Annotated in this window: 23 protein-coding genes; 12 read left to right on the forward strand and 11 right to left on the reverse strand. The window is 74.3% G+C overall.

Translation table 11 applies throughout. From position 1 onward, the window contains the following. Nucleotide 1: 1 nt before the first annotated feature. Nucleotides 2–1,354 (forward strand): cation:proton antiporter, encoded by a 1,353-nt coding sequence (locus tag OH807_RS35595; protein WP_406211357.1) that lies wholly within the window; start codon nt 2–4, stop codon nt 1,352–1,354. 67 nt (nt 1,355–1,421) lie between these two features. Here the strand turns inward: OH807_RS35595 and OH807_RS35600 are convergent, their stop codons facing one another. Beyond that, complete coding sequence (locus OH807_RS35600) at nt 1,422–1,955, reverse strand: DUF1697 domain-containing protein (protein WP_406207797.1); 534 nt, start codon at nt 1,953–1,955, stop codon at nt 1,422–1,424. A gap of 127 nt (nt 1,956–2,082) precedes the next feature. Between OH807_RS35600 and OH807_RS35605 the strand changes: the two genes are divergently transcribed. Both OH807_RS35605 and OH807_RS35610 read left to right on the forward strand, forming a co-directional pair. Beyond that, nucleotides 2,083–2,478, forward strand: coding sequence for a pyridoxamine 5'-phosphate oxidase family protein (locus OH807_RS35605; protein WP_406207799.1), 396 nt, complete (start codon nt 2,083–2,085; stop codon nt 2,476–2,478). A gap of 16 nt (nt 2,479–2,494) precedes the next feature. After that, the gene (locus OH807_RS35610; protein ID WP_406207802.1) at nt 2,495–3,316 is read left to right on the forward strand and encodes a class I SAM-dependent methyltransferase; all 822 of its coding nucleotides are present in this window, start codon (nt 2,495–2,497) and stop codon (nt 3,314–3,316) included. A gap of 67 nt (nt 3,317–3,383) precedes the next feature. On the opposite strand, the gene OH807_RS35615 is transcribed toward OH807_RS35610, so the two are convergent. The 4 genes from OH807_RS35615 to OH807_RS35630 are packed head-to-tail and all read right to left on the reverse strand — an operon-like array spanning nt 3,384 to nt 6,830. After that, complete coding sequence (locus tag OH807_RS35615; protein WP_406207805.1) at nt 3,384–4,781, reverse strand: class I adenylate-forming enzyme family protein; 1,398 nt, start codon at nt 4,779–4,781, stop codon at nt 3,384–3,386. Nucleotides 4,782–4,783: 2 nt separating this feature from the next. Next, nucleotides 4,784–5,383, reverse strand: a complete 600-nt coding sequence (locus tag OH807_RS35620; protein WP_406207807.1) for a polyketide synthase — start codon at nt 5,381–5,383, stop codon at nt 4,784–4,786. A 47-nt stretch (nt 5,384–5,430) separates the two neighbouring features. Beyond that, the gene (locus OH807_RS35625; protein WP_406207809.1) at nt 5,431–6,567 is read right to left on the reverse strand and encodes a beta-ketoacyl synthase N-terminal-like domain-containing protein; all 1,137 of its coding nucleotides are present in this window, start codon (nt 6,565–6,567) and stop codon (nt 5,431–5,433) included. A 2-nt stretch (nt 6,568–6,569) separates the two neighbouring features. Further along, nucleotides 6,570–6,830 (reverse strand): acyl carrier protein, encoded by a 261-nt coding sequence (locus OH807_RS35630; protein WP_406207811.1) that lies wholly within the window; start codon nt 6,828–6,830, stop codon nt 6,570–6,572. A gap of 161 nt (nt 6,831–6,991) precedes the next feature. On the opposite strand from OH807_RS35630, the gene OH807_RS35635 reads away from it, so the two are divergent. The 5 genes from OH807_RS35635 (at nt 6,992) to OH807_RS35655 (ending at nt 13,626) form a co-directional block, all read left to right on the forward strand. Further along, nucleotides 6,992–8,548 (forward strand): ABC transporter substrate-binding protein, encoded by a 1,557-nt coding sequence (locus OH807_RS35635; RefSeq protein WP_406207814.1) that lies wholly within the window; start codon nt 6,992–6,994, stop codon nt 8,546–8,548. Continuing rightward, nucleotides 8,545–9,498 carry an ABC transporter permease gene (locus OH807_RS35640; protein ID WP_406207816.1) on the forward strand — a complete coding sequence of 318 codons (954 nt, stop codon included), beginning with the start codon at nt 8,545–8,547 and terminating at the stop codon, nt 9,496–9,498. The genes OH807_RS35635 and OH807_RS35640 overlap by 4 nt, the downstream gene beginning before the upstream one ends. Then, nucleotides 9,495–10,283, forward strand: a complete 789-nt coding sequence (locus tag OH807_RS35645) for an ABC transporter permease (RefSeq protein ID WP_406207819.1) — start codon at nt 9,495–9,497, stop codon at nt 10,281–10,283. The genes OH807_RS35640 and OH807_RS35645 overlap by 4 nt, the downstream gene beginning before the upstream one ends. Continuing rightward, complete coding sequence (locus tag OH807_RS35650; RefSeq protein ID WP_406207821.1) at nt 10,280–12,031, forward strand: ABC transporter ATP-binding protein; 1,752 nt, start codon at nt 10,280–10,282, stop codon at nt 12,029–12,031. The genes OH807_RS35645 and OH807_RS35650 overlap by 4 nt, the downstream gene beginning before the upstream one ends. 320 nt (nt 12,032–12,351) lie before the next feature. Continuing rightward, the gene (locus OH807_RS35655) at nt 12,352–13,626 is read left to right on the forward strand and encodes a hypothetical protein (protein WP_406207824.1); all 1,275 of its coding nucleotides are present in this window, start codon (nt 12,352–12,354) and stop codon (nt 13,624–13,626) included. A 112-nt stretch (nt 13,627–13,738) separates the two neighbouring features. Here OH807_RS35655 and OH807_RS35660 read toward each other — a convergent pair whose 3' ends face one another. The 6 genes from OH807_RS35660 to OH807_RS35685 all read right to left on the reverse strand — a co-directional run bounded on the left by OH807_RS35660 (nt 13,739) and on the right by OH807_RS35685 (nt 20,226). Further along, nucleotides 13,739–15,238, reverse strand: coding sequence for a DHA2 family efflux MFS transporter permease subunit (locus OH807_RS35660; protein ID WP_406207826.1), 1,500 nt, complete (start codon nt 15,236–15,238; stop codon nt 13,739–13,741). Nucleotides 15,239–15,475: 237 nt separating this feature from the next. Next, nucleotides 15,476–16,951, reverse strand: a complete 1,476-nt coding sequence (locus tag OH807_RS35665; RefSeq protein WP_406207829.1) for a class I adenylate-forming enzyme family protein — start codon at nt 16,949–16,951, stop codon at nt 15,476–15,478. Beyond that, complete coding sequence (locus OH807_RS35670) at nt 16,941–17,327, reverse strand: DUF3224 domain-containing protein (RefSeq protein ID WP_406207831.1); 387 nt, start codon at nt 17,325–17,327, stop codon at nt 16,941–16,943. Before OH807_RS35670 ends, OH807_RS35665 begins: the two co-directional genes overlap by 11 nt. A 228-nt stretch (nt 17,328–17,555) precedes the next feature. After that, a complete protein-coding gene (locus OH807_RS35675; protein WP_406207834.1) occupies nt 17,556–18,398 on the reverse strand; it encodes a hypothetical protein in 843 nt (280 codons plus the stop codon). Nucleotides 18,399–18,515: 117 nt separating this feature from the next. Then, nucleotides 18,516–18,929: a RidA family protein gene (locus OH807_RS35680; RefSeq protein ID WP_406207836.1), complete on the reverse strand. Its 414-nt coding sequence runs from the start codon at nt 18,927–18,929 to the stop codon at nt 18,516–18,518. Next, nucleotides 18,916–20,226 carry a hypothetical protein gene (locus tag OH807_RS35685; RefSeq protein ID WP_406207839.1) on the reverse strand — a complete coding sequence of 437 codons (1,311 nt, stop codon included), beginning with the start codon at nt 20,224–20,226 and terminating at the stop codon, nt 18,916–18,918. Before OH807_RS35685 ends, OH807_RS35680 begins: the two co-directional genes overlap by 14 nt. A gap of 130 nt (nt 20,227–20,356) precedes the next feature. Between OH807_RS35685 and OH807_RS35690 the strand changes: the two genes are divergently transcribed. The 4 genes from OH807_RS35690 (at nt 20,357) to OH807_RS35705 (ending at nt 24,157) form a co-directional block, all read left to right on the forward strand. Beyond that, a complete protein-coding gene (locus OH807_RS35690; RefSeq protein WP_406207841.1) occupies nt 20,357–20,713 on the forward strand; it encodes a nuclear transport factor 2 family protein in 357 nt (118 codons plus the stop codon). A gap of 3 nt (nt 20,714–20,716) precedes the next feature. Then, nucleotides 20,717–21,949, forward strand: coding sequence for a nucleotide disphospho-sugar-binding domain-containing protein (locus OH807_RS35695; protein ID WP_406207844.1), 1,233 nt, complete (start codon nt 20,717–20,719; stop codon nt 21,947–21,949). A 118-nt stretch (nt 21,950–22,067) separates the two neighbouring features. Next, a complete protein-coding gene (locus OH807_RS35700; protein WP_406207847.1) occupies nt 22,068–22,919 on the forward strand; it encodes a DUF6039 family protein in 852 nt (283 codons plus the stop codon). A gap of 5 nt (nt 22,920–22,924) precedes the next feature. Beyond that, complete coding sequence (locus OH807_RS35705) at nt 22,925–24,157, forward strand: hydroxymethylglutaryl-CoA synthase family protein (protein WP_406207849.1); 1,233 nt, start codon at nt 22,925–22,927, stop codon at nt 24,155–24,157.

A 24,157-nucleotide genomic window follows, 5' to 3' on the forward strand; every position in this document is an offset into this window, starting at 1 on the left:
CATGACCGCGCTCGCCTTCACCCCGGCACCGTCGCTGACCTCCCACCAGGTGCTGGTCTTCCTGCTCCAGCTCGGCATCCTGCTATTGGTGGCCCTCTGCCTGGGCCGGCTGGCCAACCGGTTCGGCCTGCCCGCGGTGGTGGGAGAACTGGCCACCGGGGTGCTGCTCGGGCCGTCGGTCTTCGGCGCCGTCGCGCCCGGCCTCGCCGGCTGGCTGCTGCCGGCCACCGCCGGCCAGGCCCACCTGCTCGACGCCGTGGCCCAGTTCGCGGTGCTGCTGCTGGTCGGCGTGGCCGGCGCGCACCTCGACCTGAAGCTCCTGCGCCGCCGCCGCGGGGTGGTCGTCCGGGTGGGGCTGGGCAGTCTGGTGATCCCGCTGGCCCTGGGGTTCGCCTGCGGCTGGCTGGTGCCCCGGGCGCTGGTCGGCGAGGGTGCCCAGCGCCCCGCCTTCGCGCTCTTCCTCGGGGTCGCGCTGAGCGTCAGCGCGATCCCGGTGATCGCCAAGACGCTCAGCGACCTCAACCTGCTGCACCGCGACGTCGGCCAGCTCACCCTGGCCGCGGCGGCGGTGGACGACGCCGTGGGCTGGTTCCTGCTCTCGCTGGTCTCGGCGATGGCGGCCGGATCGCTCGGCCCGGCCCGGGTCGGGCTCGCCGTCCTCTACCTGACCGGGTTCGTCGCGGTGGCCGCGCTGATCGGCCGGCCGCTCGTCCGCCGGGTGCTGCGGACGGCCGCCCGAACGGGGGACACCGGGGCGGTCTCGGGCATCGTGGTCGTCGTCGTCCTGCTCTGCGCCGCGGCCGGCCAGGCCCTCGCGCTGGAGGCCGTGTTCGGGGCCTTCGTCGCCGGGGTGCTGATCTCCTCGGCGATCGAGGCGCGGTTGCTGGCGCCGCTGCGGGCCGTCACGGTGACGGTGCTGGCACCGCTCTTCCTCGCCAACGCGGGCCTGCGGATCGACCTGGGCGCGCTGCGCGACCCGGCCGTACTGCTCACCGGCGTCGGCCTGCTGCTGCTCGCGACGCTGGGCAAGTTCGCGGGCGCCTACCTGGGGGCGCGGTCGAGCCGGCTGACCCGCTGGGAGGGGCTGGCGATCGGGGCGGGGCTGAACGCCCGCGGGGCGGTGGAGATCGTGGTGGCCTCGGTGGGCCTGCGCCTCGGCATCCTGACCACGGCCACCTACACCATCGTGGTGCTGATCGCCGTCCTCACCTCGGTGATGGCGCCGCCGCTGCTGCGCTGGTCGATGAAGCGGGTGGAGCAGAACGCGGACGAGCACCTGCGGGCGGCCGACGCCGGCCTGCTGCCCGTCCCCGCCGAGCCGCCCGTCGGCACCGAGCCGCCGGCCCGCCCCTGACGCGGCCCGCACCCGCCCCGCCCCGCCCCGCCCGGCCCGGCCGGCGGGGATGGGCCGGGCCCGGTGCTCAGGCGAGCATGCCCGCCAGCTTGTTGACGGTGTTCCAGTTGCGGCCGGTGACGGTCACCTTGAGCCGGCGCTCCAGGAACCCGCTGACGTCGGGCGCCTCCAGCGGCCCCCGGGGACACCAGTGGTAGACCACCCGGTCGCCGAGGTGCACCTCCCCGGGGGCCAGGCCGCGCGGGTCGTGCTCGGCCAGCAGCGCGGCGTCGGGCACGTCGGAGAGGAAGAGGGCGAACATCCAGGAGCCGTTGTCCGCGACGTCGGCCAGCGGGTGGTTGTCGATCACCGTCCGCAGCTGCTCACCGGTCCGGACCAGGCAGCTGACCTGCATCCCCAGCCGCTCCCGGATCGCGCCCTCGACCCGCTCGGCGACCGCCTCCGGCGCGTCCGGGCTGCTCACGACGGCGTTGCCGCTCTGCAGGTAGGTGGCGACGTCGGTGAAGCCCAGCTCGGCCAGCAGCACCCGAAGGTCCGCCATGGCGAGCTTCTTCTTGCCGCCGACGTTGATCCCCTTGAGCAGTACGGCATAACGAGGCACGGGTGAACTCTCTTTCGTCGCAGGCGCGGAGACAGACGTACCGCTCAATTCTGCACAGACGGGACCGGCTCCGCAGCGGAAGCTGGGAGCTGCCCAGCCCCACGCACCAGCGGAAGGACGGCCGGTTGTGATCAGTGCGGCGACGGCGGCGTTCCTCGCCGAACCCCTTCCGATCGTCGTCGGGACGCTCCGGCGGACCGGGCGGGTCGCGATGCACCCGGTCTGGTTCGAGTACGCCGACGGGCGGTTCCGGCTGAACAGCCGGCGCGGCGCGCACTGGCTCGGCCACCTGGAGCGCGAGCGGCACGCGAGCCTGCTGCTGATCGACCCGCGGGACATGTACCGGGTCGTGCAGGTGGAGACCGGGCTGGTCTCGGTCTCCGAGGAGGGGGCCGCCGACCACCTGGACCGGCTCTCGTACCGCTACCGGGGCGAGCCCTACCGGGCGTTGGCGCCGATGCGGCGGGTGATCATCGAACTGGAGCCGCTCGGCGTCCGCAGTACGCTCGACGGGCGGCCATGACGACAGGGACTCTCCCATGGGCTTGATGCCGGCCTCGGAACGCCGCGCGCAGATCGCCGCGGTCTTCGACCAGGTGGCGGACGTGTACGACAACGTCGGCGTGCCGTGGTTCACGCCGATCGCCGAACGACTGGTCGGCGCGCTGCACCCGCAACCGGGCGAGCGGGCGGTCGACCTGGGCTGCGGCCGCGGCGCGGCGCTGTTCGCGCTGGCCGACGCGGTGGGGCCGCAGGGCCGGGTCACCGGGATCGACCTCTCGGCCGGGATGGTCGGGGCGACCGCCGCGGACGCCGCCGCCCGCGGCCTCGGCCAGGTCCGCGTGGTGCAGCGGGACGCCGGTGAACCCGGGCTGCCGGCAGGGGAGTTCGACCTGGCCGTGGCGTCCTTCGTGGTCTTCTTCCTGCCCGCGCCGCTGGCGGCGCTGCGCGCCTGGCACCGGCTGCTGGCGCCCGGCGGCCGGCTCGGCCTGTCCACCTTCGGCGACCACGGGGCCGGCTGGCTGGACGACGTGTTCGGGCGGTTCCTGCCCGCGTCCGCCTTCCGCGCGCCGAGCCCGTTCGACAGCGACACGGGCGTGGAGCAGCTGGTCGGGGCCGCGGGGTTCCGGCGGGTGCGCACCGAGACCTTCCCGCTCGACGTGGTGCTGCGCGACGTCGACCACTGGCAGCAGTGGTCGATGTCGCACGGTCAGCGGGCCGTCTGGGCGCGGATCCCGGCGGAGCGGCACCCGGAGGTGAAGGCGGCCGTGGCCGAGCACCTGGAGACCTTCCGCACGGCGGACGGCACGTACCGGGTCGGCCAGTCGATCCGGCTGACGCTGGCCGACCGCGACGACTGATCGGGCGGCGGCCCGGACGCGCCGGAGGGGGTGTTCCCGCGGGAACACCCCCTCCGGCGCGTCCGGCTCACTTGCGGAAGGCCACCTGGTCGGCCGGGCCGATCTCCAGGGACTTCGGCCGCTCGGCGGGCAGCAGGAACGAGAGCACGGCCCGCCGGACCCGCGCGGCCTGCGCCTCCTCGTCACCGTCCGGGGCGACGTCCAGCCGGACGTCCAGCGCGTAGTCGGCGTAGCCGTCCGGCTCCGGGCCGACCGTGGTGGTGCAGCCGACCACCCCGGGCAGCGACTGGACGTACCGGCGGACGGCGGCCAGCGACACCTTCTCGCCGCGCACCACGATGAAGTCGGAGAGCCGGCCGGCGAAGTGGAGGTAGCCGTCCTCGTCGATCCGGAACCGGTCGCCGGTGGCGACCGCACCCGGCCCGGCCGGCGCGCGGTCGCCGGGAGTCTCCCCGACCCGGGCCAGCAGGGCGGTGTCGGTGTGCACCAGCAGCTCGCCGGTGCCGTCCTCGGCGAGGTCGCGCAGGGTGGCGCGGACGCCGTCCAGCGGCAGCCCGACCGAGCCGTGCCGGTGCGCGGGCTCGCGGTGCGCGGCCAGCGTGGAGACCCGCGGCCCGGCCTCGGTCAGCCCGTACGTGAGGTACAGCTCGGTGTCGGGCAGCGCGCCGAGCAGCCGCGCCACGTGCCGCGGGGCGAGGGCGTCCCCGCCGACCGTCAGCATCCGCAGGCCGCGGGGCAGTTTCTCGCCGCGGTGCAGCAGCAGCCGGGCGATGGTCGGGGTGATCGAGGAGGAGGTGATGTCGTGCTCCTCCAGCTGGCCGGGGTAGGCGGCGGGGGAGAACGGCGGCCCGGAGACGAGCAGCCGGGCCCCGGTGGCCAGCGCCGCGAAGGCCTGGGCGACGACCGCGTACGAGTAGAAGAGCGGCAGGTTGACCAGGACGGTGTCGTCGGGGCGCAGGCCGACGGCCGTGGCGTGCCGGCGGGCGTTGCGCAGCAGCGAGTCCACCCGGTGCAGACAGGCGCTGAACAGGCCCGAGGTGCCGGAGGTGAGCATCAGCGCGGTGCCGGCGGGCTGCCCGGGGCCCACCGGCCGGAGCAGCACGGCCCGGACGCCACCGACCGTCCGGGCGGTGCCCAGCCGGGCCACGTCGGGGCGGGCGGAGAGCACCGCGCCGGCGTCGACCCGGCGGGCCAGCTCGGCGATCCGCGCGGACGAGGTGGCGGGGGAGACGGCCAGTGGCACGCCCCCGGTGAGCAGTACCGCGAAGTAGAGCTCCAGCATCCGGCGGCTGTTGGACAGCGCGATGATCACGGGGGTGCCGGGCGGCAGGCCGAGCCCGTCGATCCCGGCGGTCACGTCGGCGAAGGAGGGGTCCGGCGGGCCGGCGCCCAGGTCGGTGGTGCGGTCCAGCAGGGCCGCCACCTCGTCCCACCCGAACGGCAGGCCGGTCTGTCCGATGGTCATGGTCACTCGCTCACGTCAGGGCCGAGGAGCCGGTCGAGCTCGCGGCGGCCGTCCGGTGCGTCCGGTGCGTGCGGCGCGGCCCGCAGGACCGCGCACCGTGCCACGTGCACCCCGTCCTCGACGAGGTGGGTGGCGATCAGGACGTGGGTGGCCTGCCCGCCGTCCAGCCAGGCGCCGGCCGCCACGGCGGCGGGCTCCAGGCCGTGGGCGGGCGGCATCGCCAGCGTCAGGGTCGGGCCGCGGAACTGCCGGCGGATGCAGGGCAGGCCGGCCAGCACCCCGGGGTTGGCGCCGGCGAACCGCAGCGGCGAGACCATGCCGCGGCCGGCCGAGGCGGCCAGCGCCGCCATGGTCAGGCCGGAGCAGAGCGCGCTGAGCGCGATCACGCCGACCTGGTCGGGCCGGTGGGTGAGGTCGTCGGGGCAGTCGTCGAGGGCGCGGTCGACGGCGGCCGCGATCAGCCAGGCGACCGGGTCGGCGAAGAAGGAGGGCGCGTTGCGGGCGAACTCGGCCGGGGTGGCCGAGGCGGCCGTCCCGGTGCCGGCGACGGCGAAGCCGCCCCGGCCGGCGCCGGGACGGGCGGCGTCCGCGGGCCCGGGCACCGGGGATCCGGCGGCCGGGAGCCCGCCGCCGGCCGGGCCGGGGGCGCTCACCGGCCCGCCCGCTCGAAGAGCAGACAGGTGTTGAACCCGCCGAAGCCGATGGTGAGGCTGGCGCCGAGCCCGCCCTCGAAGCGGGTCGGCCCGCCGACCGCCAGCGGCAGCGGGAACCCGGCCATCGGCCGCTCCAGCCCGTGCACGGCCGGCACCCGGCCGTCGCGCAGCGCGAGGACGACCGAGACGGCCTCGATCGCGCCGGTCGCGCCGAGGCTGTGGCCGAGCGCCCCCTTGGTGGCGAAGACCAGCGGGGCGCGCTCGGCGCCGCCGAACAGCCGGGCCAGACTGGTGCTCTCCACCGCGTCGTTGACCACGGTGCCGGTGGCGTGCGCGTTCAGCACGGCGACCTCCTGCGGGGTGCGCCCGGCGGCGGCCAGGCAGCGGCGGACGGCGAGCACGACACTCTCCCCGGACGGGTCCGGGGCGGTCAGGCCGGTGGCGTCGTTGGCCGATCCGGCCCCGCTCAGCACGGCGAGCACGGGGGCCGACCGGGCGCGGGCCGAGGAGGCCCGCTCCAGCACGAGGGCGGCCGCGCCCTCGCCGAGCAGCATGCCGCTGTGCCGTTCGTCGAAGGCCCGCAGCCGGTCCTCGCTCATGGTGCCGAGCGCGGTGTGCCCGAGCCGCTTGGCGGGCGTCAGCACGTCGACGCCGCCGGCCACGCAGGCGTCGGCCCAGCCGGCGCGGACCAGCTCGGCGGCCAGCAGGACGCTGTCCGCGCCGGCCGAACAGGCGGTGCTCACCGAGACCGGCCGGTGCGGGTGCCCGGCGCGGCCGGCCGCCGCCACCGCCCAGTCGTCGGCGGCCTCGAACGGCTCGTCGAGCAGCGGCCCGAAGCTGGTGCCGAGCACCACCCGGACGCCGGGCCCGGCCGGGTCGAGGCCGGCCGCGTCGAAGGCGCCCGTCAGGACACCGGCGGCCAGGGCGGTCTGCCGCGCGCCGGCGCTCTCCTGCGGCAGTCCGGGCACGGTCGCGGCCAGGGTGGTGCGCACCGGGTGCGCGGACGGCGTGTCGGCCACCCCGCTGTCGCCGGCCAGCAGCCGCTGCCACACGCCGTCGAGGGTGTCGCCGAGCGGGGTGTTCCAGGCCATCCCGGTGATGCAGACGTCGTCCGGGCGGATCGGCCGGGGCACGGCTAGCGGGCCGCGGCGGCGTCCTGGAGCCGCAGCACCAGGGCGGCCACGTCGGCGATGGTGCCGAACTGGTCGGGGGTGAACTCGGCGGCGGAGATGGTCACGCCGAACCGGTTCTCGCACTGGGCGCGCAGCTCGACGAAGCCCAGCGAGTCCAGGCCGTAGACGTCGCGCAGGCTCTCGTCCTCGCGCATGTCCTCGACCGGTACTTCCACGAAGACGTCGGTGACGAGGATGTCCTTGATGGTTTCCGTGACGTCCATGGTCCGGTCCTTCCTGAGGCTGGGGGTGTCCAGAGCTTTCGCTCCCCCACAGTTCCGGGCCGGACGGGGCCGGGTCTGGTCAGTTTTGAGCAGCCTTTCCGCCTGCCGGATGTGACTCTCCTGAACATCGAAGAGGAAGATTTAAGACAGGAGTCACCGACATGGCGAGCAGCACACCCGAGTTCCGGCGGCGTTCGTTCCTGAGGAGCACCGGTGCGGCGGTCCTCGCCGTGGCGGTCGGCGGGCCGCTCGCGGCCTGCGGGTCGGACGGATCGGGCGGGTCGGGCTCCGGCGACAAGGCGGCGGCACCGAAGACCGTGGACCGCCTCAAGGTCGCGCTCACCGACCCGACCAAGGCCAACGGCACCGACCCGCGGGCGGTCGGCAACGGCCTGAGTTCGATGGTCATGTACCACCTGTACGACAGCCTGATGCTGCTCGCCGGGGACAAGTACGTCTACGGGCTCGCCGAGACGGTGACCCCGAACGCCGACGGCAGCCGGTGGACGGTCACCCTGCGCACGGGTGCGAAGTTCCACGACGGCCGCCCGGTGACGGCCAAGGACGCCGTCTTCAGCCTCCGGACCGTCGGCACGGCGCCCGCCAGCCGCTCCTCGGTCTTCGTCGACGTCGACCTCCCGAACCTGAAGGTGGTCGACGACCGGAGCTTCGAGGTGCCGCTGAAGCGCCCGCGCGGTGACTTCCGGGAGGCCGTGCTGGTCGCCTTCTCGCCGGTGTTCCCCGACGGCACCACCGACTTCTCCAAGGGCATCGGCTCCGGCCCGTACAAGCTGGAGGGCGTCGACGACCAGAACGTCCGGCTCGTCGTCAACGACGACTACTGGGGCCCCAAGCCCTCCGTGAAGCGGCTCGAACTGATCAGGATCGCGGACGCGGCGGCCCGGCTGAACGCCGTGAAGAGCGGCGAGGTCGACTACGCGGTCGGCATCAGCGCGGTCGGCGCCGCCACCGAGAAGGCCAACAAGGCGCTCACCGTGGTGCGGGCCGGCGCCGCCAGCGCCAACGCGCTGAGCTTCTCGATGAACCAGACGCTCGCGCCGTTCGACAACCCCAAGGTCCGGCAGGCGCTGCGGCTGGCGGTCGACCGCAAGCAGCTGGTGGACACCGCCCTGCTCGGCAACGGCTCGGTGGCCAACGACGTGGTCGGCCAGGGCATGCCCGGCTACGCCGACCTGCCGGAGCGCAAGCGGGACGTCGCGCAGGCCAAGAAGCTGCTCCAGGAGGCCGGCATCACCGAGCTGACGCTGCGCACCGGCGACGTCGTCCCCGGCATGCTGGACGCCTCCAAGCTGTTCCAGCAGCAGCTCGCCGAGGTGGGCGTCACGCTCAAGCTCCAGACCGTGCCCGCCGACGCCTACTACGCGGACCTCAAGACCCTCACCCAGAACCCGTTCCAGGCCTTCTACTACGCGAACCGCCCGCCCGCCCTGCACCTGGCCGCCACCACCACCCAGGCCGCCTTCTTCAACGTCACCGGGGCCGGCGCGGCGCACTGGAAGCGCCTCGGCGACGCCCAGCTGATCACCGACGACGCCAAGCGCGCCAAGGCCTTCGACGAGATCCAGCACGACTTCTACGACAACGGCGGGGACATCATCTGGGCCTTCCAGGACCAGCTGGACGCCACCCGCGTCCCGCTGAACGGCATCGGCCGGGTCGGCGCGCTGCCGATCTTCAGCGCCGCAGCAGCGGTGTGAGCGGGCTGCTGACCGCGAGCCGCAGGCTGGCCGGGGCACTGGGGACCCTCCTCGGTGCCTCGGTCCTGCTGTTCGCGGGGTCCCAGGTGCTGCCCGGCGACGCGGCGAGCTCCTCCCTGGGCGCCAGCGCCACGCCGGAGGAGGTGGCGCGGATGCGGGCCGAGTACGGCCTCGACCGCCCGCTCGCCGGGCAGTACGTGGACTGGATGAAGGGCGTGCTGCACGGCGACTTCGGGCACAGCCTGTACGACCGCAAGCCGGTGCTCGACGCGGTGGTCACGCCGTTCCTCGACACCGCCCTGCTGGTCGGCATCACGGCGGTGCTCACCGTGCTGCTGGCCACCGGCCTCGGCGTGGTCACCGGGCTGCGGCCGGGGACGCGGCTGGACCGGCTGCTCTCCGGCGCGGCCGTCGCGCTGGTCTCCGTCCCGCAGTTCGTCCTCGCGGTGCTGCTGGTGCTGGTGCTCGGCACCGGGCTGGAGCTGCTGCCGGCGGTCTCGCTGGTGCCGTTCGGCGGCACCCCGCTGGACCGCCCGGTGATCCTCGTCCTGCCGGTGCTGTCGCTGACGCTCTTCGCGGCCTCCTGGGCCGGCCGGATCGTCCGGGCCGCCGTGGTGGACGCCGACGCCGCGCCGCACGTGGAGGCGGCCCGGCTGGCCGGGCTGCCCGAGCGGGTGGTGATCCGGCGCCACCTGCTGCCGTCGACCGTCGCGCCCTGCGCGCAGACCTTCGCCTGGCTGGTCGCCGCGCTGTTCGGCGGCACGGCGGTGGTCGAGCGGGTCTTCAGCTACCCGGGGCTGTCGGAGACGCTGGTGGGCGCCGTCCGGCACCACGACACCCCCGTACTGGAAGGCGTCGGCATGCTGCTCGCCACGGTGACGGTGACCTGCCTGCTGGTGGCGGACGGGCTCGCCGTCCTGGCCACCCCGCGGCTGCGGAGCGCGTCATGACCCGGCGGATCCTGCCCTGGCTGCTGGTGGTCCCGATCGCGGCGGTGCTGCTGATCGCGCTGGCCGGCCCGCTGCTGGCCGGCCACGACCCCGGGCGGGTGGTCGCGATCCCCTACGCCGTGCACGGCGCCGGGCTGCCGCTGGGCGCGGACCGCGCCGGGCGCGACGTCTGGGCGCGGTTCCTGCACGGCGGCCAGGACCTCGTCGTGCTGCCGCTGGTCGGCACCCTGGCCACCATGGTGCTGGGCACCGCGATCGGCATGGTCTCCGGCTACCTGCGCGGACCGCTGGACGCGGTGCTCTCCCGGCTCACCAACCTGGTGCTCGTCCTCCCGCCGGTGCTGCTGCTGCTCATCCTGCTGCACGGCTGGGGCTACTCCGGGCCGACCCTGCTGGCGACGATCCTGGTCACCGGGGTGCCGTTCGTCTCCCAGGTGGCGCGCGCCGCGACCCTGTCGGTGGTCCGGACGGGCTACGTCGAGCAGGCCGTGGCCCTCGGGGACGGGCCGGTCACCGTGATGGTGCGGGAGATCCTGCCGAACATCGTGCGGCCGATCCTCGCGGACGCGGGCAGTCGGTTCGCGATCGCCATCTTCATCACCGCCTCGGCCGGCTTCCTCGGATTCGGCCCGGGCGATCCGAACTGGGGAGCCATGATCAGCGAGAACATCGAGGGCGTCACCCTGTCGCCCTGGGGCGTGGTGCTGCCCGCCGTGGCCCTGTCCTGCCTCACCGTGTCGGCCAACCTCGCCCTGGACCGGCTGACCGCCCGGATCCCGGCGTGATCGAGATCGCAGGCCTCGTCCTGCACGACCTCGCCGGCCGGGCCGTCCTGGACGGCGTCTCGCTGAGCGCCGGCGCCCGCGAGCGGATCGGCATCGTCGGGGAGTCCGGCTCCGGCAAGACGACGCTGGCGCACGCCCTGCTCGGCTCCGTCCGCCCCGGGCTCCGGGTCGTCGGCGGGCGGGTCACCCTGGCCGGCAGGCCCATGCTGGAGCTCGGTGGCCAGCAGTTGCGGGCCGCCCGCCGGAGCACCGTCTCCTACCTCCCGCAGGACCCACCGGCCTCCCTGACGCCCACCCTGCGGGTGGAGCGGCAGATCGCCGAGGTGGCCGTGCCCGGCGAGGAGGGCGACATCGGCCCGCACCTGGCCCGGGTCGGCCTGCCCACCGACCGGGCGTTCCGGCGGCGCTTCCCGCACCAGCTCTCCGGCGGCCAGCAGCAGCGCCTCGCGCTCGCCCGGGCGCTCGCCCCCGAGCCGGCCGTGCTGATCCTGGACGAGCCGACCACCGGCCTGGACGCGCTCACCCAGCGCCGGATCCTCGACCAGGTGGACGAACTGGTCGAGGAGCGCGCGCTCACCCTGCTGCTGATCACCCACGACCTCACCGCCGCCGCCCGGCTGACCGACCGGCTGGTGGTGATGCGGGCCGGCGCGGTCGTCGAGGACACCACGCTGGCCCGGGCGCTCACCTCGCCGAGCGCCGCGTACACGGCGGAGCTGGTGCGTGCGGTGCCGGTGCTGCCGACCGCGGCCGGCCGGGCCGGGCCCCCGGAACGGCCGCCCGGACCGCCCGGACCGCCCGGGTCGGCCGAGCCGGTGGAGTCGGTCGGGGGTGCCGCCGGGCTACCGGCGGCCGCCGAAGGGCCCCGGGAGGAACGGGCCGCCGGCGGACCGGCCGCCGCCCCGCCGCCGCGCCCGGCCGCGGTGCTGGCCGTCCGGGAGCTGCACGCCGGCCACGGCCACGGCCGGCGACGGGTCACCGTCGCCTCGGCCGGCGTCTCCTTCGAGGTGGCGGCGGGCGAGTGCGTCGCACTGCTGGGCCTCTCCGGGGCGGGCAAGACCACGGTGGCCCGCTGCGTGAGCGGCCATCACCGCCCCGACAGCGGCAGCATCGAGCTGGACGGCCGGCCGCTGCCGGCCGGGCTGCGGGCGCGCAGCGTCGACCAGCGCCGGCGGATCCAGCTGATCGCCCAGGACGCCACGCTCTCGCTCAACCCGCGCCGCACCGTCGGCTCGGCGCTGATCCGGCCGCTGCGCCGGCTGCACGGGATGGACCGCGCCCAGGCCGGGTCCGAGGCCGACCGGCTGCTCTCGCTGGTCGACCTCGACCCGGGCCTGGCCGGCCGCTACCCGCAGCAGCTCTCCGGCGGGCAGCGCCAGCGGGTCGCCATCGCCCGGGCGCTCGCCGCCCGGCCGGACGTGCTGCTCTGCGACGAGATCACCGCGAGCCTCGACACCCGGGTGCAGGCCGACGTACTGGCCCTGCTCAACGGCCTGCGGGCCGAGCTGGGCCTCGCCGTCGTCTTCATCACCCACGACCTGGGCGTGCTCGCCCGGGTCGCCGACCGGGTGCTCGTCCTGGTCGACGGGAAGATCTGCGAACAGGGCCCGGTGGCCGAGGTGCTGACCGATCCCCGGCACGAGTGGACGAGGTCGCTGGTCGAGGCCGCGCCCACGCTCGCGGTGTGGCGGAAACCCGTCGAACCGGTGAACGAGATGCACACAAGTGCGCAGACCCGGTCCGGTTGACCGCGGGAGGATCTCCCCACACCGAACGGAAGGGGGGTGAATCCCATGAAGAAGAAGCTCGTCGTCCGCCGCCTGGAGAAGGTCAAGACCAGCGCCGCCGCCGCGTGCGTCGCCGAGGTCGCCTGCTGATCGGGCGCCTGCCACAAGGCCGGCAGGAGCCGGTGCCCCCTGCACCGGCCCCTGCCGGCCTGTTGTTTTCCCGCCCGACACCCGCTTTCCCCGCACCCGCTTTCCCCGCACCCGCTTTCCCCCGCATCCGTTTTCCCCCCGCACCTGCTCTGCCATCCGAACTGCGTGCGGACCCGAGAGGAGTGAAGGACATGGCCGACTACTCGTCGGACTCGCTGGTCGCGGTCCGGCCGTTCACCCGCCGGCTCGACGGCGACTCCGCCACCATCGGCGACCTCGACCGCGAGGTGTTCCTGGCGATCCCCGTCGAGGGCCTGGACATCCTCGACGCGCTGGCGGAGGGCCTCACCGTCGGCGAGGCGGCGAGACGCTACGAGGAACGGCACGACGAAGTCCCGGACATCGAGGACTTCCTGGCGGCCCTGGAGGAGGAGGGCTTCGTCGGGGCGGCCGACGGGACCGACCCGCAGCCCGCCGGGGCGGGCACGGCCGCGGCCCCCGAGCGCCGCACCGCGCGCCGCAGCTGGGCGCTGGCCGGCCTCACCCCGGAGACCGCCCGGCGGCTGGTCGGCCGGCCGGTGCTCACGGCCTTCGGCATCGTGATCGCACTCGGCCTCGTCGCCCAGGCCGCCGACCCGGCGATCGTGCCGACCCCGGGTGCGCTGTTCTACACCGACTACTTCGGCGTGCTCACCTGGGCCACCTTCGCCTGCGCCCTGGTGGGCATCGCGGTGCACGAGTTCGGGCACGTGGTGGCCGCCCGGGCGGCCGGCGTGCCGTCCCGGCTGGGCATCGGCAACCAGATGTACTTCATGGTCGCCACCACCGACATGAGCGGCATCCTGCTCGCCCCCAAGCGTCGCCGCTACCTGGCCTTCATGATCGGCTCGATCCTCGACCTGGTCTCCTACTCGGTGCTGGCCGGGGTGCAGTGGGGCGGGCGGCACGGCCTCTACGAACTCCCGCGCTGGGCCACGCTGCTGATCGGCGGGGTGATGCTGACCTACAGCACCCGGGTGGTCTGGCAGTGGTTCTTCTTCCTGCGCACCGACGGCTACTACGTCATCTCCACCCTGCTGAACTGCCGCAGCCTGATGGCGGACACCCAGGACTACCTCTACAACCTGACCGTCCGGTTCCGCCGCTCCGCGCACCGCGTCGACCAGTCGGGCGTGCCGCGGCGCGAGATGCGGATCGTCCGCGGCTTCGCCGTGTTCTGGCTGACCGGGCGGCTGATGTTCCTCGCGCTGCTCTTCACGGTGGCCCTCCCGCTGCTCTGGAAGTACCTGGAGCAGGTGGGCCTCTGGGTGGTCGGCGGCGGATCCCGGTTCAGCAGCTTCGACTTCGCCACCGTGGTGATCCTGGCCTTCCTGGTCGACGGCGGCGGCGTCGTCCTGTGGCTGCGCAGCCTCTACCGCGGAGCCCGCGCCCGGCGCGCCCGGCTCGCCGCCGCGGACGCCGTCTGACGCCGTCCGACGCCGTCCGAGGTTGTCCCGGGCCGCCCGCCGGTGCGCCGCACAGCATGGAGGGGGCTCCCCGCCGGGAGCCCCCTCCGTCGTGCCGTGGCGCGGGCGGCGGTCAGGCCGGCTGCTGCGCCTCGTCCTCCTCCGCCGCCGGCATCGTGAAGACGGGCGGCGGCGGCACCTTGGGCAGGGCCAGCATCAGCAGCAGGGCCAGCACCAGGCCGCCCGCCACCCACCAGAGCGAGTGCGCGAACCCGTCGGTGAACACGTCGGCGGCCGCCCGGCCCTCGGCGGGGTGGTCCACCACGGTGAAGAAGGTGACCGAGGAGAGCGCCAGACCGAGCGCCAGACCCAGCTGGTTGGTGGTGTTGATCAGGCCGGACGCCGAACCGGCGTGCTGGAACGGCACCTGGGAGAGCACCGAGCCGGTCAGCGGGGCGATGATCAGGCCCGTCCCCGCCCCCATCACCGCCAGCGGCAGGGCCATCTGCCAGGGGTGGATCGACGCGCCCCAGTGCAGGGCCGCGAGCGCGTAGAGCACCGCCCCGGAGGCCATCACCAGCGCCCCCGCCTGGAGCACCTTGCGCCCGTACGCCCCAAGCTTCGTCATCGCCAGGCCCGCGAAGGCCGAGGTGGCGAGCGCGTTCGGGATGCCGGTCAGGCCGGCCCGCAGCGGGCTCCAGCCGAGGCCGAGCTGCAGGTAGAGGGTCCAGACCATCAGGAAGATGCCGCTGACCATGCTGACGGACAGCTGCACCCCGATGCCGGCGGCGAAGCTGCGCACCTTGAACAGCGAGAGCTCGACCAGCGGCGAGCCGTCCCGCCGGCTCTTGGCCGCCTCGTGCGCGACGAAGCCGGCGAACACCGGCACCGAGGCCGCCATCAGGACGAACCCCCAGACGGGCCAGCCCAGTTCGTGGCCCTGGGTGAGCGGCAGCAGCAGCATCAGCAGGCCCGCGCTGGCCAGCAGCATGCCCACCGGGTCCAGCCGCAGCGCCTGCGGCGCCTTGGACTCGCTGACGAAGCGCAGGCCGAGCAGCAGGCCGGCCACCCCGATCGGGAGGTTCAGCAGGAACACCGACCGCCAGCCGAGACCGAAGATGTCGGACTCGGTCAGCACCGCGCCGACCAGCGGGCCGAGCACCGCGCCCAGGCCGATCACCGAGCCGAACAGGCCGAAGACCTTGCCGCGCTCCTCGGCCGGGAACGACACGTGGATGATCGACAGGACCTGCGGCACCATCAGCGCGGCGCAGGCCCCCTGGAGGATGCGCGAGCCGATCAGCATCTCGGAGTTGGCCGACACCCCGCACAGCGTCGAGGCGACGGTGAAGCCGGCGACACCGACCAGGAAGACGAGTTTGCGGCCGTAGATGTCGCCGAGCCGCCCGCCGGTGATCAGGCCGACGGCGAACGCCAGCGCGTAGCCGGCGCTGAGCCACTGGAGGGCGCTGAAGGAGGCGCCGGTGTCCAGCCGGATGCTCGGCATGGCGATGTTGACGATGGTGACGTCGAGGACGTCGATCAGGCTCGCGGTGAGCAGCACGATCAGTGCCGTCCAGCGCCGGGGGTCGAGGCCCTCGGCGGTGGCGGTCGGGGGAGTGGGTGCGGTCATGGGGCGTCCTCTCGGGGGACGGCGGTGCGGCGGGACGGACGGCGGTTGCCGACGGGACGGGCGGGGCTCTCGGTGGAAGGGCTGCTCGGTGGGGACGGGCTCTCGGTGGGACGGGCTCTCGGTGGGTCGGGCCGCTCGATGGGTCGGGACATGACAGCCGGGGGTGTCCGGGCCGGCCCGGGCGGCGGACATGGCGAAGGGGGGCTCCTGGTCAGGAGCCCCCCTCCTGGGCGCGGGTCAGCCGTACGTCTCGCGCAGCTCCCGCTTGACCACCTTGGTCTGGGAGTTGCGCGGCAGTTCGGCCAGGAACACGATCCGGGCCGGGCGTTCGGCGGGCGTGAGCCGCCCGGCGAGGTAGGCCGCCAGCCCCGGGTCCGGCCGGCCGTCCCGGAGGGCGACGGCCGCCATCACCTGCTGGAGCGGCGCCTCCGCGGGGACGCCGAACACGGCGGCCTCCAGGACGTCCGGGTGCTCGTAGAGGGCCGCCTCCACCGCGAGGGTGGAGACCAGGCCGTCCGCGGTGCGGACGGCGTCCGCCCGCCGGTCGAAGAAGTTCACGAACCCCTCCTCGTCCAGGTGGGCGAGGTCGCCCGTGCGGTACCAGCCGTCGGCGAGGATCTTCTCGTTGATCTCCGGCAGGCCGAGGTAGAGCCGCTTGGGCGCCGGGTGGCGCAGCCAGATCTCGCCGACCCGGCCGGCCGGGAGGTCCTCGCCCGCCTCGTCGACGATCCGCAGCTCGGTCACCGGCGTGGGCTTGCCGGTCGACATCGGGCGCTCCGGGTCGAAGACGTTGACGCACAGCGCCGGGCCGGCCTCCGACTGCGAGCAGGCGCTGGTGATCCGCGCCGTCGGGACCATCGCCAGCAGCTGCCGGGCCCGGGCCGGCGAGAGCGGCGCGGAGCCGCAGGCGAACATGCCCACCGACGAGAGGTCGTACTTCTCGTGCAGGCGGGTCTCGACCATCCGGTTGGCGATCCACGGGGTGATCGCCACCATGCCGGCCCGGTACTTCTCGATCAGCAGGCCGGTCCGGTCGATGTCGCGCTGCGGGCCGAGCACCGTCACCACCTGGGCGATGGTGGCGATGTTGAGGGCGCTCGCGCTGCTGCCGGTGGCGATCTGCAGGGTCGTCAGCATGTACGAGGCCTCGCCGAAGGCGCCCATCGCCCCGATCGTCCGGCCGTACACGGCGTTGCCGTGCGGGACGGTGTACCCCTTGGCCGGGCCGGTGGTGCCGGAGGTGAACATCACGTCCGCGATGTCCTCCGGCGCGATGTCCACCTCCACCGGGGTGAAGTCGCCGCCGTCGAGGTCGTCGACCGTGGCCGCGGTGCCGGTGAAGAAGGCCGGGGCCGGCCGCGCCGGGGCGTGCACCAGGCGGGTGGCCCCGGTCAGCCCGACGCGCCGGCGCAGCTCCTCGTCGGGCTGGTCGGCGTTGAGGTGGACGGCGGTGGCACCGGCCTTGAGCACCCCGAAGTAGGCGACGGCGTACTCCACCCACTCCGTCCCGCCGAAGAACAGCGCGATCCGCTCGTTCCGGGCGACGCCGTCGGTGAGCAGCCGGTGGGCGACGGCGTTGGAGCGCCGGTCCCAGTCGCCGTAGGTGAGTTCGCCGCCGCCGTCGACGATGAAGGCCACCCCGTCGGGGTGCACCCCGGCCCGGTGGCTGAGGAGGTCCCCGGCCGCGCGCGGCGCCGCCGCCTCAGGACTCAAGGTCGTAGTCCAGGACGAGGTCGTGGCTGGGCAGGATCTCCGCCTTGCCCGAGATGCCGGTGAAGTCACCGGTGCCCGAACCGGGCACGATCTCCAGGGACTTGCGGTGCGTCGTGCCGTCCGCCATCGACCGGTGGGCGAGGAAGAAGGTGCCCTTGCGGCCGTGGAACTCCAGGTTCAGCTTCTCGACGGCCACGTAGATCGCGGGGCCGCCCTCGACCCCGAGCATCACCGCCTCCAGCACGCTGGTGCCGGTGATGTCACCGGTGAACACCTTGGTGCCCTTGTTGCGCTGCATCTGCGCCTCGTCCCAGTGGACGATGTCGCCGCCCTCCCAGTTGTCGAAGGTGAAAGCTCCGGTGACACGCTCAGTCATGATCAGCCTCTTCGGTCGAGCTGGATACGGGTGCGGTTCGCGGCGGAATCGCCTGGGCCCAGATCCCGAACACCGCCGCCACCATGCCGGGCCCGGTCAGGAGCTCGGCGAGGGAGTGCCGGAGCGGGACGGGGCCGGACCGGGGCTCGCGGTCCGGGGCCGTCGCCCCGCCCGGCGCACCGCCGGGCGGGACCATGCTTGCCCGGTCCGGGCCCGTCGGTCTGGTCACTATTGAGCGTCCGCGTACGATGCGGCCGGCCTGCTCAGCAACGCGTCGGTGTGCTTCGCGACGTCGGTGGTGCGCAGCAGGTCGGCGTGCACCACGTCGAAGAAGCGGGCCTCGCCGAACATCGCGGAGCGCTCCGGCTCGGGGATGATGTGCAGCCCGATCTCCGGGTCGCTGGAGTTCAGCACGGCGGCCCGCGCCCAGCCGGGCCGCGGGTCGAGGTCCACGGCGCCGGCCAGCCAGTGCAGGTAGCCGGTGACGAGGCCGGCGCTCTCCTCGGCGGCCCGCTCGCTCCAGCCGGCCCGCACGATCGCCGGGCGCAGCTCCTCGTGGAAGAGCCGGCCGAGCCGGCCCGCGAGGTCCACCGCGCCGGTGGCGGCCGCCGCCTCGGCGGCGACCCGGCGGTGCCCGGCCGCGAGCTGCTCCTCGGTGAACGCCTTGGCCAGGCGGCGGTAGAAGCCGTCGACGTGCTCGGTGAGCATCGCGCTCTCGGCGAAGCCGGGGTCGAAGAGGACCAGCCGGGGCCGCTCCTGCCACTCGGCGATCCGCTCGGCCAGCACGCCGGCGTACACGCCGCCGCCGCAGAAGCCGAGCAGGGCGCGGACGGTGAGGCCGCTGTCGCGGATGCCGTGCAGCCAGCGGTCGGCCTGGTCCCCGCCGGTCATCCCGGTCTCCTGCCCCCACGGCGCGGGGGCGGTCTCCCAGATGGTGTGCCCGGTCTCCAGCAGCTTGGCCAGGTCGTGGAAGTTGGCGGCCTGCCGGCCGGTCGCGGCGTAGTCGGCGACGATGATCAGCTCGCCGCTGTCGCTGGTGCGCAGGACGTTGAAAGCCTCGGGTTTCGTCATGGGCGATCGGGCTCCTGAGAGAGGGCTTCGGTGGGCGGGCCGGCACGGGCCGGGCGTGCGGGGTCCGGGCGGCGCGGGCGGCGTTGGCGGGTGGGTCCGGGCGGTGCGGGGCCGGGCTCAGGCCGCCGCGACAGCCTCGATCTCCAGCAGCCAGGAGTCGACCCAGAGGTCGGCGAAGGTGTAGAGCACGGCCGGCCGGTGGTCGCCCAGCACCTCCTGACGGACCTTGGAGCAGATCGCGCGGTGCTCGCGGCCGGCCAGGATCACGGTGACCTTCACCAGGTGGCGGGTGGTCATCCCGGCGGCCCGGAGCACGGCGAGCAGATTGGCCCAGGCCAGCCGGCACTGCTCCTCGAAGGACTCGGGGACGAACCCGTCGGCCGTCTGGGGCGCCTGGCCGCTGATGAACAGCAGCCGCGAGCCGCCCGGGACGAGCACCCCCTGGGCGTAGCTGGGGATCCGGCCGAGGCCGTCCTCCGGGTCGACGGTGACGGAGGGCACCGGGGCGGCGCCGCCGTCAGCCGGCGGCACGGTCCGACCCGGGCGCGGGCTCGGCGGACCCGGGCTGGGTGGCCGATGACTGGGTGGCCGAGGACGGGGTGGCCGAGGGCTGGGCGCCCGCGGGCGGTGTGGCGAACTGGCCGGGGTGCGGGCCGCGGCACCAGGCCGGCACCCCACCCTCGGCGTTGCGGTCCTTCTCGATGACCGCGAGGTTGTGGTAGACGTGCAGCCCCACCACGTTGGCCGCGGCGAAGCCGGGCTCGGCGCCGGCCTCCGGGCCGCTGTGGTCCTCGTAGTGGATCGCGTCGACCAGCTCCTTGAGCAGGCCGATCGAGGTGCCCGCACCGGCGGTCGTCCCCTCGATCCCGCCGTAGCCGGTCGAGTACGCCGTCCAGAGGTCCTCGATGACGTAGCGGCCACCGGGGTTGAGGTGCGGCAGCAGGGTGCGGAAGGACGTCAGGACGTGCGCGTTGACGTGGCTGCCGTCGTCGATGATCACGTCGAAGGGGCCGTACTCGGCGGCCATCGCGTTCAGGTAGCCGGGGTCGTCCTGACTGCCGATCAGCGTCTTGACCCGGGGCTGGTCGGCCACCGTCTTGTCGAAGATGTCCAGCCCGTACACCAGGCCGCGGGTGAAGAAGCGGCGCCACATCCGCAGCGAGCCGCCGCCGAAGGTGGTCGTGGTGTAGCCGCCGACGCCGATCTCCAGGACGCGCACCGGCTTGTCCCGCAGGTCGGCGAAGTGCCGCTCGTAGTGCGGGGTGAACCAGTGCAGGCCGCCCCACTTGTCGGAGTAGTAGCGGACGGCGAGCGCCCCCAGGTCGGCGGGCTTGTCGATCCCGGAGAGCACGGCGGTGACCGCCTGGTGGGCGGAGCGGGTGACGGTCAGGATCCGCAGGTCGGGCCGCCGGGCGGCGGCCTCCTCGAAGCGCGGCACGGTGCGCCGGCGCCCGGACCGGCGCTCCCGGGCGGGCCCGAAGAGGTCGTGCACCAGGTCGGTCAGCTCGTACTCGACGAGCATCGCGGCGTGCTCGGCCGTCCCCGCGAAGAGGTGGACGGGCACGCCGTGCGAGGCCTCGATCACGTGCGGGACGCGCAGCCCGTCGTGCGTGATGTCGAACTGGAGCTGGACCGGCGAGTCCATCAGGTCCATCACCGGGACCTCGGCGCGGAAGGCGACCTCGTCGGCGAGCACCGCGCAGACCTGCCGGACGCCCAGCGCACCGACGGCCTCCCGGAGGGTCTCGTCCCGGCCTCCGGCGGCCAGGATCAGCCGCTCGATGGCGGCGTTGTCCAGTGGGGGGAGAAGGTCCGGTTCTGTCGTCATGCCGCGAGCATGGGCGCGGCCGAGCCGGGGTCGCTGCTCCCAATTGAGCAGACGGCCCGCACCCGCTCTTTGGAGAGTGGGGGGTGCCGGCGGGTGCGCCGAGCAGACAGCCCACGCCCAGGAGGCAGCCGTGACCGACTTCTCCGCGCTCCACCCCGTCTTCGCCCGCCAGATCCAGTGCATGATGACCAACGACCGGGAGGGTCTGATGAAGACCTACCACCCGGAGGTCAAGTCGCTGCGCTTCCAGGGCGTGCTGGAGGGCCCCGAGGCGATCAAGGACCTCCTCGACAAGTACGAGGAGCTGCAGCCGGAGTTCATCGGCGTGCTGGAGTACGTGCACAGCGACGACCAGATCATGACCCGCTCCGCGATGCGGATCAAGGGCGAGGAGATCGTCGCGGTCGGCTCCTACGTCGTCAAGGACGACATGATCTGGCGTCAGTTCGGCTGCGACGAGGGCGGCGTCCGCGACTGGTGGGCGTAGCCGGTGCGCGTCCTCGTCACCGCCTCGCCCGGCCACGGGCACACCTTCGCGACCGTCCCGCTCACCTGGGCGTTCCGGGCGGCCGGCCACGAGGTGCTGTACGCCACGGCGGGACGCCTGCCCGGTGACCTGCCCGCCATCGTCGGCGCCGGGGTCACCGTCGTCGGGACGGCCTCGCGCGAGCGGATGGACGCGCTGCGCGAGGAGCTGCGCGGCCGCACCCTGGCGCAGGCCCGCGCGCTCGGCGTCAGCCCGGCCGAGATGGCCGCGCGCAACGTCCAGGAGGCCCGCGAGGCCCGGCACGTCCGGGACGCCAACGGCTGGGCCTTCGCGGCCCGGATCTTCGGCCCGATGTCCGCCGGGACGCTCGACGGCCTGGTCGAGGCGGCCACCCGCTGGCAGCCCGACCTGGTGGTGTTCGAGACCATGCAGGGCGGCGGCCCGCTCGTCGCCGCGCTGCTCGGGATCCCGGCCGTCGAGCACCCGATCGGCTTCGCCCGCGGCCCGCAGGCCGTCGACGCGCTGGCCGGCCACCTGGCCGACGACTACGCCCGCTACGGCGTCACCCGCCCGGCCCGCAGCACGGCGCTGGACGTCGCACCGCCGAGCATGGCGGTCGGGCCGGCGTACGGCTGGCCGATGCGCTACGTGCCGTTCAACGGCGGCGGGCTGGTCGATGCCGCCCTGCTCGGCGGCGCGGCGCCCGGCGGCCGGTGCGCCCGGCCGCGGATCGCCGTCACCCTGGGCACCGTCCTGCCCGAGCTCGGCCTCGGCGGCTTCGCGCCGATCGTCGCGGCCGCCGCCCGGCTGGACGCCGACTTCGTCCTGACCACCGACCACGACCGGCTCGCCGCGGCCGGCCCGCTGCCGTCCAACGTGCACGGCTGCGGGTACGTCCCGCTCGGCCCGCTGCTGGCCTCCTGCGACGCCGTCGTCCACCACGGCGGCTCGTCCACCACCATGACCGCGCTGGACGCCGGGCTGCCGCAGCTCGTCCTGCCGCAGATCGCCGACCAGTTCATCAACGCCGACGCGGTGGCCCGGCGCGGCTGCGGCCTCACCACCGACGAGGCCGAGGAGATCCCCGAGGCGCTCGCCCGGCTGCTCAAGGACGACGCGCTGCGCGTGGCGGCCCGCGAGGTCCGGGCCGAGATGGCCGCCCAGCCCACCCCCGCCGTGCTCGCCGACCGGCTGGCCCGGTGGACCGCCGGCCCGCCCGGGCGGGCCGGGGCGTAGCGGCGGGCCGGCGGACCGGTGCGCAGGCACCGGCCGACGGCCCCCGGCGCGGCACCGGCCCGCAGCAGCCGCAGCACCGCACGGAACAGCAGACCGACCCGACCGAGGAGTGGAGAACATGACCGACGAGAAGCCCAAGGACCGGGTGCCCGCACTGCACTCGGCCAACTCCGGTTTCACGGTGCACCGCACCGGCCAGCTGGAGTACGGATTCGCCACCGAGGGCGGCGAGTTCGCGTCCGACCTGGTGCGCTACCTGAACAACGCCCAGGGCGACCTGATCGGCACCTACGTGTTCAAGGAGGTCCTCGGCGTCCGGGACCGCCTGCACTGGTTCGTCCACCTCAAGTCCCCGCACGACTACCAGCGGCTGCTGAAGATGGTCGACCACGACCGCGAGTACCAGGACATCTCCACCCTGGACCGGCTGCCCGCCAAGGGCGGCGGCAACTGGGAGCGGATGTTCATGCCGGGCACCTTCTCCGAGCGGATCCTCTGCCCGCAGCACGGCGTCGGCCACCCGCCGGAGGGCGCCGTCGACCCCGCCGCGATGTTCACCGACCCGGCGGTCTACCAGACCAGCCAGCCCGCGGACATCCAGCTGACCACGGCCACCGCCGGCGCCATCGTGCTGCGCACCGCCAAGGCCCGCTACACCCTGCGCGACCAGGCGCGCTACTACGGCGTCGAGTGGTCGGAGTACGTCAACACCGCCCTGCCGGGCGACGCGACGGCCTTCCTCTACGAGGAGATCTTCGGCCACCAGGACACCCTGCACTGGCTGCTGCACCTGCGCTCGCTGGACGTGTACGAGAAGGTCGAGGCGCTGGCCGGCGAGGCCGGCTACCAGGAGCTGCACGCCAAGAAGCGCGTCCCCGACACGCACGGCGGCGGTGGCTGGGGCGACCTCTTCGTGCCCGGCAGCATGCAGGACACCGTCCTCGTGCCGTTCACCCCGACGGCGGGCTGACCGGGATGGCCGTGGGCATCGAGGCGATCAACGCCTACGTCGGGCGGGCCTCGCTCGGCGTCCAGCAGCTCTTCGAGGCCCGCGGCCTGGACGAAAGCCGCATGGGGAACCTCATGATGGAGCGGAAGTCCGTCAACCTCCCCTGCGAGGACCCGGTCACCAACGCGGTCAACGCGGCCAAGCCGCTCGTCGACGCGCTCACCCCGGAGGAGCGGGAGCGCATCGAACTCGTCGTGGTGGGCACCGAGTCCGGGCTCGACTTCGGCAAGCCGATCAGTACCTACGTCCAGCACTACCTGGGGCTGGGCCGCCGGTGCCGCTCGTTCGAGGTCAAGCACGCCTGCTACGGCGGCACCGCGGCGCTCCAGACGGCTGCCGGCATCATCGCCGGCAGCCCCGTCCCGGGCGCCAAGGCGCTGGTGGTGGCCGCCGACGCGTCGAGCGTCGCGGCCCGCGACACCTACTGGGAGCCGTCCCAGGGCGCGGGCTCGGTGGCCATGCTGGTCGGCGACGACCCGCAGGTCCTCGCGCTCGACCAGGGCGCCAACGGCTACCACAGCTTCGAGGTGATGGACACCCTGCGGCCCCGCCCCGACCTGGAGGCCGGGGACTCCGACCTCTCGCTGATGGCCTACATGGAGTGCCTGGTGCACAGCTTCCGGGCCTACCGGGAGAGGGTCCCGGCGGCCGACCTGATGACCACCTTCGACCACCTGGTCTTCCACACGCCCTTCGCCGGCATGGTCAAGGGCGCCTACCGCCGGCTGCGCCGGGCCGAGAGCCCGGCCGGGCCGGCCGAGATCGACCGCGACTACGCGGCCCGGGTCGAGCCCTGCCTGCGCTACGCCACCCAGGTCGGCAACGTGTACTCCGCGGCGCTCTACCTCGCGCTCTGCTCGCTCATCGACCACACCGACACCACCGCCCCGCGGCGGCTCGGGCTCTTCTCCTACGGCTCGGGCTGCGCCTCGGAGTTCTACAGCGGGGTGGTCGCGCCGGCCGGCGGGCAGCAGCTCGCCGGGCGCGGCATCGCCGCCGCGATCGCCGACCGGTACCCGCTCTCCATGCCCGAGTACGAGCTGATCAGCGATCTCGGCCTGGACCGGATGTGCGGGGTCCGCGACCACGTCTACGACACCGGGCCGTACGCCGAGGTGTACGGGAGCCGGTTCGAGGGCCGGGGCCTGCTGGTGCTCGACCGGGTCGTCGACTTCCACCGCCGCTACCGCTGGAGCTGA

The sequence above is a fragment of the Kitasatospora sp. NBC_01560 genome (assembly GCF_045208415.1).
GTDB lineage: Bacteria > Actinomycetota > Actinomycetes > Streptomycetales > Streptomycetaceae > Kitasatospora.

Excerpts from the sequence above, each read along its gene's own strand:
- OH807_RS35595 (WP_406211357.1), top strand. The coding sequence starts at position 2 with ATGACCGCGCTCGCCTTCACCCCGGCACCGTCGCTGACCTCCCACCAG.
- OH807_RS35610 (WP_406207802.1), top strand. The coding sequence starts at position 2,495 with ATGGGCTTGATGCCGGCCTCGGAACGCCGCGCGCAGATCGCCGCGGTC.
- OH807_RS35615 (WP_406207805.1), bottom strand. The coding sequence starts at position 4,781 with ATGACCATCGGACAGACCGGCCTGCCGTTCGGGTGGGACGAGGTGGCG.
- OH807_RS35630 (WP_406207811.1), bottom strand. The coding sequence starts at position 6,830 with ATGGACGTCACGGAAACCATCAAGGACATCCTCGTCACCGACGTCTTC.
- OH807_RS35635 (WP_406207814.1), top strand. The coding sequence starts at position 6,992 with ATGGCGAGCAGCACACCCGAGTTCCGGCGGCGTTCGTTCCTGAGGAGC.
- OH807_RS35645 (WP_406207819.1), top strand. The coding sequence starts at position 9,495 with ATGACCCGGCGGATCCTGCCCTGGCTGCTGGTGGTCCCGATCGCGGCG.
- OH807_RS35655 (WP_406207824.1), top strand. The coding sequence starts at position 12,352 with ATGGCCGACTACTCGTCGGACTCGCTGGTCGCGGTCCGGCCGTTCACC.
- OH807_RS35660 (WP_406207826.1), bottom strand. The coding sequence starts at position 15,238 with ATGACCGCACCCACTCCCCCGACCGCCACCGCCGAGGGCCTCGACCCC.
- OH807_RS35670 (WP_406207831.1), bottom strand. The coding sequence starts at position 17,327 with ATGACTGAGCGTGTCACCGGAGCTTTCACCTTCGACAACTGGGAGGGC.
- OH807_RS35675 (WP_406207834.1), bottom strand. The coding sequence starts at position 18,398 with ATGACGAAACCCGAGGCTTTCAACGTCCTGCGCACCAGCGACAGCGGC.
- OH807_RS35685 (WP_406207839.1), bottom strand. The coding sequence starts at position 20,226 with ATGACGACAGAACCGGACCTTCTCCCCCCACTGGACAACGCCGCCATC.
- OH807_RS35700 (WP_406207847.1), top strand. The coding sequence starts at position 22,068 with ATGACCGACGAGAAGCCCAAGGACCGGGTGCCCGCACTGCACTCGGCC.
- OH807_RS35705 (WP_406207849.1), top strand. The coding sequence starts at position 22,925 with ATGGCCGTGGGCATCGAGGCGATCAACGCCTACGTCGGGCGGGCCTCG.